Genomic DNA, 8,559 nt, shown 5'->3' with positions numbered 1-8,559 from the left:
ACCTCCCGGTCGACCCGATCGAGCCGGCGCTGCCAGCCGTGCTGACCGAGCCGGCGGCGCCGGTGGAGCCCGCGTTGCCTGCGGCGCTGGTCGAGCCGGCGCTGGCCGTCGACGTGCCGGCGGCGGTCGACGCGCCGACGGTGGACGATCTGCCGAAGACCGCCGGGCGACCGACGGCACCGACGGCCGGGCCACCGCAGGCCGGCGGTAACCACTCGGGCGGTGGCCGCAGCCAACGGGCCGGCCAGCCCCGCCGGTACGCCTTCCGCCGGAGCTGACCGACCCGACCCGTCGGGGCGGTGGCACCAATGTCGGTGATGTGGTGGCCTGCGCAGTGCAGGAGACCACCGCATCACCGAGGTGGTGCGGATCGTCTCGACTGGCTGAGCGGCCCGCTCAGCCGATCAGCGGGCGGAAGGTGCCGAGGAGCACGCTTGTGGTCAGGGCTGCTCCGGCCAGCGCGGCCGCCCCGGCGATCAGCAGCGCGTCGGCGAGGCCGAAGCGCTGGCGTCGGGCGACGGTACGGGGTGTGTCGCCGTCGAAGCCGCGCGCGTCCATGGCGACGGCCAGCCGGGTGCCCCGGCGGATCGCCCCGACCAGCAGCGCGAACGCCGTGGACGCGAACAGCCGCAGCTTCGCCACCGGGTTGCGTCCGGCGTCGACGCCGCGTGCCCGCCGGGCCATGCTGATCATCTGCCATTCCTGACCGAGCAGCGGCACCAGCCGGAACGCGGCCAGCGACCCGACGGCGAACCGCGCCGGCGCCTTCGCGTTCTGGATCAGCGCGTCCGCCAGGTCGGTCGGGTCGGTGGTGGCGAAGACGATCACGCCGGGCAGGGCCACCGCGAAGACCCGCAGCACCAGGCCGAGAGCGGTGCGCAGCACGCCGGTGCTCACCAGCACCGGCCCGGCGTCCAGCAGGATCCGGCCGGACTGGTCGGCGGCGAAGAGCACCAGGGTGACCAGGATGCCGGCGGCGCTGAGCAGCAGGGGCAGGGCCCGCCGGGCCAGCATCCGGTAGCGGACGCCGAACAGCGGCAGGACGGCCAGTTCGACCGCGATGGCGATCGCCGGCGCCACCGGGTCGAGCGTCGCCAGCAGGGTGAACGAGAAGACCAGCGCGGCGGCCACCTTCGCCACCGGGTTGCGCCGGGCCAGCGGGGCGCCGGGCGCGGCGATCGGCTCGATGCTGATCACCGGGCGCCGTCCGGTGCCCGCTGGAGGGTGACCGTGCGATCGGCGAGCGCGGCGACGAAGTCGAGGTCGTGGGTGACCGTGACCACGCCGTGCCCGGCGTCCCGCAGGTCGGCGAAGAGGTCGACCAGCTCCCGCCAGGTCCGCCGGTCCTGCCCGAAGGTCGGTTCGTCGCAGATCAGCAGGCGGGGCGCCGTGGCCAGGGCCGTCGCCACGCTCAGTCGCCGCGCCTCCCCACCGGAGAGGGTGTACGGGTTGGCGGCCGCGAGTCGGGTCAGCCGCAGCCGGTCCAGCAGCCCCGCGGCGGTCTCCCGGACGGCAGCCTCGGGTTGACCCGTCCGGCGTGGCCCCAGCGCCAGCTCGTCGAAGACGGTGCCGGTGACGAACTGGTGCTCCGGGTCCTGGAAGACCGACCCGATCCGTCGGGCCAGCGCGGGCGCTCGCCAGCGGTGCGGGGGAGCGCGGTGGTCGGCGCCGGCCAACTCGGCCGAGGCGGTGACGCGGCCGGCGCCCGGTTTGAGCAGGCCGCCGAGCAGCAGCGCCAGGGTGGACTTGCCGGCGCCGTTGGGTCCGCGTACGGCGAGTGCCTCTCCGGCGCGTACCGCCAGGTCGGTGGGGCCCAGCCGGGGCGGCAGGCCGAGCCGGTCGGCGGTGAGCAGCAGGTCGCCGGGGGCCGCGGTGGCCGTGCGGGGCGCGATGGGGTGACCGGGCACCCAGACGCCCTCGGCGGCGAGGGCAGCGCCGTGCGCGGCGAAGACCGCCTCGGGCGTCCCGTCCGCGCGGACCCCGCCGCCGGGCTCCAGGACGACCACCCGGTCGACCAGTGGCAGCGCCTCGGCGACCCGGTGTTCGACCAGGATCACTGTGGTGTCGGCGTCCAGCGCGCCCGCCACCGCGCCCCGGACCAGGGCGGCCCCGTCCGGGTCGAGGTTGGCGGTCGGCTCGTCGAGCAGCAGCAGGCCGGGCCGCAGGGCAAGCGCGCCGGCCAGGGCCAGGCGTTGCTGCTCGCCGCCGGAGAGCGCGGCAGTGCTGCGGTCGCGAGGGTACGGGAAACCGACCCGCCGCAGCGCTTCGTCGACCCGGGGCCAGATCTCGTCCGTCGGCACGCCCCGGTTCTCCAGCCCGAACGCGACATCGTCGCCGCTGCGCGCCATCACCAGCTGGGTCTGCGGGTCCTGGAAGACGATGCCGACCCGTTCCCGCGCCTTACGGGGGTCGAGCCCGTCGATCTCGACGGTGCCCTCCTGCTCACCGGAATCCTCGGGCAGCAGCCCGGCCAGCGCGGTGAGCAGGGTGCTCTTACCGGCCCCCGAGGGCCCGAGCAGCAGCACCCGTTCTCCGGCCTCGACCCGCAGATCCACCCCGCGCACAGCCCAGGCCCGCCGCCCGGCATGCCGCCACCCGAACCCCCGCAGCAGTACCCCGCCCACCCAACACCCCCTCCCTGCCACTCCCTGCCACTCCCGGCCGTCCTCCCGCCGTCTCCCCGCCGTCTCCCCGCCGGTGATCAAGAGGTTTGCGTCAGAATTCCGGCTTCCGTTGACGCAAACCTCTTGATCACGGGGACAGTCGCGCCCTCAGATGAGGGCGCGGTTTCGGCCTACCGGGAAGCGGTCCAGCGCGCCGGTGTTGGCCAGGGCGCGGGTGAGCAGCCAGCCGCCCACGCCAGCGATGATCGTGGCGCTGACGATGGTGAGCAGGGCGTACGGGATGCGGTAGTCGCCCAGCGCGTAGTCGACGTTCCAGACGAAGAAGTCGAACAGCGCCGCGCTGAGACCGGTCAGCGCGCCGGCCAGCACGGCGGTCGGCAGCCGGTACGACCGGTACCGGAAAGCGGCGAACGCCAGCTCGGCCCCGATGCCCTGCACGATGCCCTGGGGGATCACCGTGCCGGCCCACTGGCTGCCCAGCAGCGCGGAGACGACCGCGGCCACCGTTTCGCAGTAGAGCGCGGCGCCGGGCTTGCGGATGACCAGGCCGCCGACGACGGCCGGCAGCAGCCAGACGCCGTAGATCAGCGTCTGCGCGGGCGGGAAGAAGGCGAACGCGCCCTCGGTGGCGCTCCAGACCAGGCCCCAGGCCCAGAAGATGACGCCGAAGGCGACCGCGATCACCGAGGCGACCACGATGTCGATGGTGCGCCAACGGCTGGTGGTGTTGTCCATGCTGTGCTCCCAGTTCAGTGGAACGAACCAGGAGAAGACGCACGCCGCGCGCCCGGTGGCACCGGACTCACGGCGCGGCTGGAGGTCGACCGAACTCCCTGCGCTGGCATTACCCAGATCAGGTTCGAGGGTCTGCGGGCGTGCCCGCACTCTCAGCGCTGTGCGCTCCCCTGTCGGATGTGAAGTTGTCTCGGTGACGCTAGCACCGACCAGGGGTAACGGCCCAGCAGGGCATTCGGCCGCCCGCGCATCAGGGCCGGCGCTCGGCCGGCTGGGTAGGCTGCCGATCATGCAGGTCGACGCGCGAGGTCTCACGTTCGAGATAGGCACCGGCGGCCCGGCCGACGGCATTCCCGTCCTCCTGCTGCACGGCTTCCCGCAGCACAGCGGCGAGTGGGACGACGTCGTGCCGGCACTGCACGCCGCCGGGCTGCGCACGTACGCGCTGGACCAGCGGGGCTACTCGCCGGGTGCCCGGCCGGAGGCGGTGGTCGCGTACCGGATTCCGGAACTGGTCGCCGACGTGGTGGCGGTGCTCGACGCGCTCGATGTGGACGCCGTCCACCTGGTCGGCCACGACTGGGGCGCGATCGTGGCCTGGGCGGTGGCCGCCGCGCACCCCGAGCGGGTCCGTACGTTGACCGCGGTGTCCGTGCCGCATCCGGCGGCCATGGCGCACGCTCTCGCCACCGACGGCCAGCAGAAGGCGCGCTCGTCGTACATCGCGCTGTTCCGCAAGCCGGGCAAGGCCGAGAAGGTGCTGCTGGCGTGGCACGCGACGGCGCTGCGCAAGATGCTCGGCGGGGTGGGTGACGCCTCCCGGGTGGACCGCTACGCCGACCCGATGCGCGAGCCGGGTGCGCTCACCGCCGCCCTGAACTGGTACCGGGCCATGTCCCGTGCCGACCTGGCCGGCGTCGGCCCGGTCGCGGTACCCACCACCTACGTCTGGAGCGACCGGGACGTCGCCATCGGGCGGACCGCCGCCGAGGCGTGCGAGGCCAATGTCACAGGTGACTACCGCTTCGTACCGCTGCCCGGGGTGAGCCACTGGATTCCGGACGCCGCACCCGCCGCGCTGGCCGAGGCGGTCCTGGCCCGGATCGCCGGGACGGCCTGAGCCGTGCCGTGCCGAGACGCGCCGGGCCAACGAGCGCCGGGCCAACGAACGCCGGGCAGACGGGCGCCGGGTGGGCCGGCGCCGGGCGGAGGAGCGCCGTGACGGCACCTGCCGGCGGGCCGGACACCCGTCGCTCGCTCGCCGCGCAGCTGCGCCTGCTGGGTGTACGCCCCGGCTCGACGCGGGCGACTTCGGCGCGTTGGGTCGGGACCTGGAGGCCACCGGGGCGGTGCGCTGCGGCCCGGTGGGCGCGGGGACGGGGAGGTTGGTACGCCAGCGGGCGGCGGTCGACTTCGCGGTGCAGTGGATGGCCCGCAACCGGACGACGGAGGACGCATGAGTGTGAGCGCCGAGGACTACCTGGCCGTGGTGACCGAGACGATCGGCCGGGTGGCCGCCAGCCAGCGGGATGCGGTCGGGCGGGCCGCCGATCTGATCGCCGAAGCGGTACGCGCCGACGGGGTGGTGCACGCCTTCGGCACCGGGCACTCGGAGGCCCTCGCCATGGAGATCGCCGGTCGGGCGGGTGGTCTGGTGCCCACCAACCGGATCGCGCTGCGTGACCTGGTGCTGCTCGGCGGCGAACCGGCCGATCGTCTCGGGCCGCTGCTGGAGCGGGACCCGGCGGTGGCGCACCGGCTCTGGGAGCTGGCCCCCGTACAGGCTGCCGACGTCTTCGTGCTCGCGTCGAACTCCGGGGTCAACGGCGCGATGGTCGAGTTCGCCACGCTGGTCAAGGAGCATGGTCACCCGCTGGTGGCGATCACCTCGGCGCAGCACTCCGGCCGGATGACGTCCCGCCACCCGTCCGGGCGCAAGCTGGCCGACCTCGCCGACGTGGTGCTCGACAACGGCGCACCGTACGGCGACGCGACCCTGCCGCTGCCCGGCGGTGGCGCGGTCGGCGCGGTCTCCTCGATCACGGCGGCGCTGCTGGCGCAGCAGATCACCGTGGAGGTCGTCGCCCGGCTGCTGGCGACGGGGGAGCGGCCCCCGGTCTACCTGTCGGCGAACATCCCGGACGGCGACGCGCACAACACGGCCCTGGAGGCCAGATACGCCGGCCGGATCCGCCGGGGCTCCTGACCCCCGGCGGCGCGGGCGATGGCGCGACCCGGGCGGTCGGCATGGCGCGGGCGGGCGACGGCACGGCGGGTGGCGCGGGCGGCTCGGCTTGGGGCGGGCGGGCGACGGCGTGGCGACCGGGCGATGACCGGCGGGCGACGGGGAGATGGCCGGAACGTGTCGTGAGCCTGTTTCGCGCTCGGCCGTGTGGGGCATTGGCGTTGCTGCCGGCGGCTGGGACCGCCGGCAGTACCGTCTGACCGGAGGTAGCGCGTGTCCAAGGAGACCGAGAAGCAGCGTTGGCAGCGCAACTTCGCCGACCTGTTGCAGGAGCTGCGGGTCGCCCAGACCGGCGTGCAGATCCTCTTCGCCTTCCTGCTCACCCTGCCGTTCAGCAACGGGTTCACCCGGACCAGCGAGTTCCAGCGGGACGTCTACATCGTCGCGCTGCTCGCCGCGGCCGCCGCCACCGCGATGATCATCTCGCCGGTGGCGTTCCACCGGGCGCTGTTCCGTCAGGGGCGCAAGCCGGAGCTGGTGCGGTTCGCGCACCGGATGGCCACCGGCGGCCTCGCCTTCATGCTGATCGCGATGGTCAGCGCGGTCCTGCTGATCACCGACTTCGTGCTGGACCGGCCGATCGCGTTCCTGCTCAGCGCGCTGGCCGGGCTCTGGTTCCTCCTGTTCTGGGTGATCCTGCCGTTCGCCCGCCGTAACTGGGGGGACGACGACATCGATGACGACGATGACGACCCGGACACGCTCAGCGGCCGCTGACCCCGCCGGAGCAGCGAGCAGACGATCCGCACGCAGCGCTACCCCTGGGTAACAACCGGGGGTAGCGTGACGGTAGTCGCGCACGTCGACGCAGCCGCAACCGAGGTTCGAGGGGGCAGCCGTGACCACGACGCAGAATGGCCGACCGGCACCGGACGGCCCCGACTCCGAAGCCGGCAGCGTCACACCGGGCAGCACCGGGCCGTTGCCGGCGGAGGCGGGGCAGGTCTCCGAGAAGGAGGCCCGGCAGGTCGCCGAGGCCGCCCGGGAGTCCACCTGGGATCGGCCCAGCTTCGGCAAGGAGCTGTTCCTCGGGCGGTTCCGGCTCGACCTGATCGATCCCTGGCCCCGCTCCGACCCGGACGACGTGGCCCGCGCCGAGGAGTTCCTTGGTCGGTTCCGCGCCTTCCTCACCTCCGAGGTGGACGGCGCGGCCATCGAACGGGACGCCTCCATTCCGGACTCCGTGTTCCACGGGCTGGCCGACCTCGGCGCGTTCGGCATGAAGATCGACCGCAAGTACGGCGGCCTCGGGCTGAGCAACCTGCACTACTGCCGGGCGCTGATGCTGGCCGGCTCGGTCAGCCCGGCGATCGGCGCGCTGCTCTCGGCCCACCAGTCGATCGGGGTGCCGCAGCCGCTGAAGATGTTCGGCACCACCGAGCAGAAGCAGCGCTTCCTGCCCCGGCTCGCCGCGGGCGAGGTCTCCGCGTTCCTGCTCACCGAGCCGGACGTGGGCTCCGACCCGGCCCGGCTCGCCACCACCGCCGAGCCGACCGAGGACGGCACCGGCTACCGACTCAACGGGGTCAAGCTCTGGGCCACCAACGGCATCGTCGCGACCCTGCTGGTGGTGATGGCCCGGGTGCCCGCCGCCGAGGGTCGGCGCGGCGGGATCACCGCGTTCGTGGTGGACGGCGACAGCGCGGGCATCACCGTGGAGCGGCGCAACGAGTTCGTCGGCCTCCGTGGTCTGGAGAACAGCCTGACCCGGTTCCACGACGTGTTCGTGCCGGCGGAGAACGTCATCGGCGGTGAGGGCAAGGGGCTCAAGATCGCCCTGACCACGCTGAACACCGGTCGGCTCTCGCTGCCGGCCATGTGCGTGGGCGCCGGCAAGTGGTCGTTGAACGTGGCCCGGGGGTGGGCCGCCGACCGGGTCCAGTGGGGCCGGCCGGTGGGCGAGCACGAGGCGGTCGCCCAGAAGCTCTCCTTCATCGCCGCCACCACGTACGGCATGGAGACCATGCTCGACCTGTGCTGCCTGCTCGCCGACGACGACCGCAACGACATCCGGATCGAGGCGGCGCTGGTCAAGCTGTACGCCAGCGAGATGGCCTGGAAGATCGCCGACGAGCTGATCCAGATCCGGGGCGGGCGTGGCTACGAGACGGCCGACTCGCTGGCCGCCCGCGGCGAACGCCCGGCCAACGTCGAGCAGGTGCTCCGCGACCTGCGGATCAACCGGATCTTCGAGGGCTCGACCGAGATCATGCATCTGCTGATCGCCCGGGAGGCGGTCGACGCCCACCTCTCGGTGGCCGGCGACATCATCGACCCGGAGGCGGGGCTCGGCCGCAAGGCCCGCGCCGGCGCCCGTGCGGGAGCGTTCTACGCGAGGTGGCTGCCCACCCTCGCGGTCGGCAAGGGCCAGAGCCCATCGGCGTACGCCGAGTTCGGGCCCCTGGCCGCGCACCTGCGCCAGGTGGAACGGTCGTCGCGCAAGCTGGCCCGGTCGACGTTCTACGCGATGTCCCGCTGGCAGGGAAAGATGGAGCGCAAGCAGGCGTTCCTCGGGCGCGTGGTGGACATCGGCGCGGAGTTGTTCGCGATGTCCGCCGTCTGCGTCCGGGCGTCCGCCGAGCGCGACACGCGGCCGGAGAACGTCGAGCTGGCCGACCTGTTCTGCCGGCAGGCCCTGGTCCGGGTGGACGCGCTGTTCACGGCACTCTGGGACAACACCGACTCCGTCGACACCGCCGCCGCCAAGCGGATCCTCGCCGGCCGCTACGCGGGGCTGGAGGAGGGGGTCGTCACCCCGTCCGACGAGTTGCCCTGGGTGGCCCGCTGGTCGCCCGGCCCGTCGACCGCCGAGGACGTCCGCCGCCGCATCCCGCCGAAGCCGTAACCTCCGACCCCGCGGCCTGACCCCCTGCGGCCCGCCCGCCGGGCCGCCCCTCGCCGCTGTTCGCGCCGGCCGGACTGGTCGCGTTGGCCGCGCTTGCCGTGCCGGCCGCG

The 8,559-nt window shown here is 73.8% G+C and carries 9 protein-coding genes and 1 riboswitch; of the genes, 6 read left to right on the top strand and 3 right to left on the bottom strand.

All coding sequences use genetic code 11. The annotated features are described in order from the left end of the window. On the top strand, nucleotides 1-278 hold a 278-nt coding region (locus AB0J68_RS20750), incomplete at its 5' end, for a hypothetical protein (protein ID WP_363940005.1). A gap of 118 nt (nucleotides 279-396) precedes the next feature. On the opposite strand, the gene AB0J68_RS20745 is transcribed toward AB0J68_RS20750, so the two are convergent. From AB0J68_RS20745 to AB0J68_RS20735, 3 genes are all read right to left on the bottom strand, one after another. After that, a complete protein-coding gene (locus tag AB0J68_RS20745) occupies nucleotides 397-1,197 on the bottom strand; it encodes an energy-coupling factor transporter transmembrane component T (RefSeq protein WP_355067069.1) in 801 nt (266 codons plus the stop codon). Next, entirely contained in the window at nucleotides 1,194-2,624 is a 1,431-nt protein-coding gene (locus AB0J68_RS20740; protein ID WP_354854675.1) for an ABC transporter ATP-binding protein, read from the bottom strand. Before AB0J68_RS20740 ends, AB0J68_RS20745 begins: the two co-directional genes overlap by 4 nt. Nucleotides 2,625-2,771: 147 nt before the next feature. Continuing rightward, the gene (locus AB0J68_RS20735; protein WP_355067070.1) at nucleotides 2,772-3,359 is read right to left on the bottom strand and encodes an ECF transporter S component; all 588 of its coding nucleotides are present in this window, start codon (nucleotides 3,357-3,359) and stop codon (nucleotides 2,772-2,774) included. A 77-nt stretch (nucleotides 3,360-3,436) separates the two neighbouring features. Further along, nucleotides 3,437-3,541, bottom strand: a riboswitch (TPP riboswitch). Between the two features lie 107 nt (nucleotides 3,542-3,648). On the opposite strand from AB0J68_RS20735, the gene AB0J68_RS20730 reads away from it, so the two are divergent. The 5 genes from AB0J68_RS20730 (at nucleotide 3,649) to AB0J68_RS20710 (ending at nucleotide 8,449) form a co-directional block, all read left to right on the top strand. Beyond that, nucleotides 3,649-4,479, top strand: a complete 831-nt coding sequence (locus AB0J68_RS20730) for an alpha/beta fold hydrolase (RefSeq protein WP_355067071.1) — start codon at nucleotides 3,649-3,651, stop codon at nucleotides 4,477-4,479. Nucleotides 4,480-4,549: 70 nt separating this feature from the next. Beyond that, nucleotides 4,550-4,819, top strand: a complete 270-nt coding sequence (locus tag AB0J68_RS20725) for an AAC(3) family N-acetyltransferase (RefSeq protein WP_354854670.1) — start codon at nucleotides 4,550-4,552, stop codon at nucleotides 4,817-4,819. After that, on the top strand, nucleotides 4,816-5,565 hold the full coding sequence (locus AB0J68_RS20720; protein WP_363940004.1) for an SIS domain-containing protein: 750 nt from the start codon (nucleotides 4,816-4,818) through the stop codon (nucleotides 5,563-5,565). The genes AB0J68_RS20725 and AB0J68_RS20720 overlap by 4 nt, the downstream gene beginning before the upstream one ends. A gap of 252 nt (nucleotides 5,566-5,817) precedes the next feature. Beyond that, nucleotides 5,818-6,321 carry a DUF6328 family protein gene (locus tag AB0J68_RS20715; protein ID WP_354854666.1) on the top strand — a complete coding sequence of 168 codons (504 nt, stop codon included), beginning with the start codon at nucleotides 5,818-5,820 and terminating at the stop codon, nucleotides 6,319-6,321. 121 nt (nucleotides 6,322-6,442) lie between these two features. Beyond that, nucleotides 6,443-8,449: an acyl-CoA dehydrogenase family protein gene (locus AB0J68_RS20710; RefSeq protein WP_363940002.1), complete on the top strand. Its 2,007-nt coding sequence runs from the start codon at nucleotides 6,443-6,445 to the stop codon at nucleotides 8,447-8,449. The last annotated feature ends 110 nt before the right edge of the window (nucleotides 8,450-8,559 follow it).

This window comes from Micromonospora sp. NPDC049580 (assembly GCF_040675595.1).
Taxonomy (GTDB): domain Bacteria; phylum Actinomycetota; class Actinomycetes; order Mycobacteriales; family Micromonosporaceae; genus Micromonospora.
This window is presented reverse-complemented; position numbering and strand designations above follow the sequence as displayed.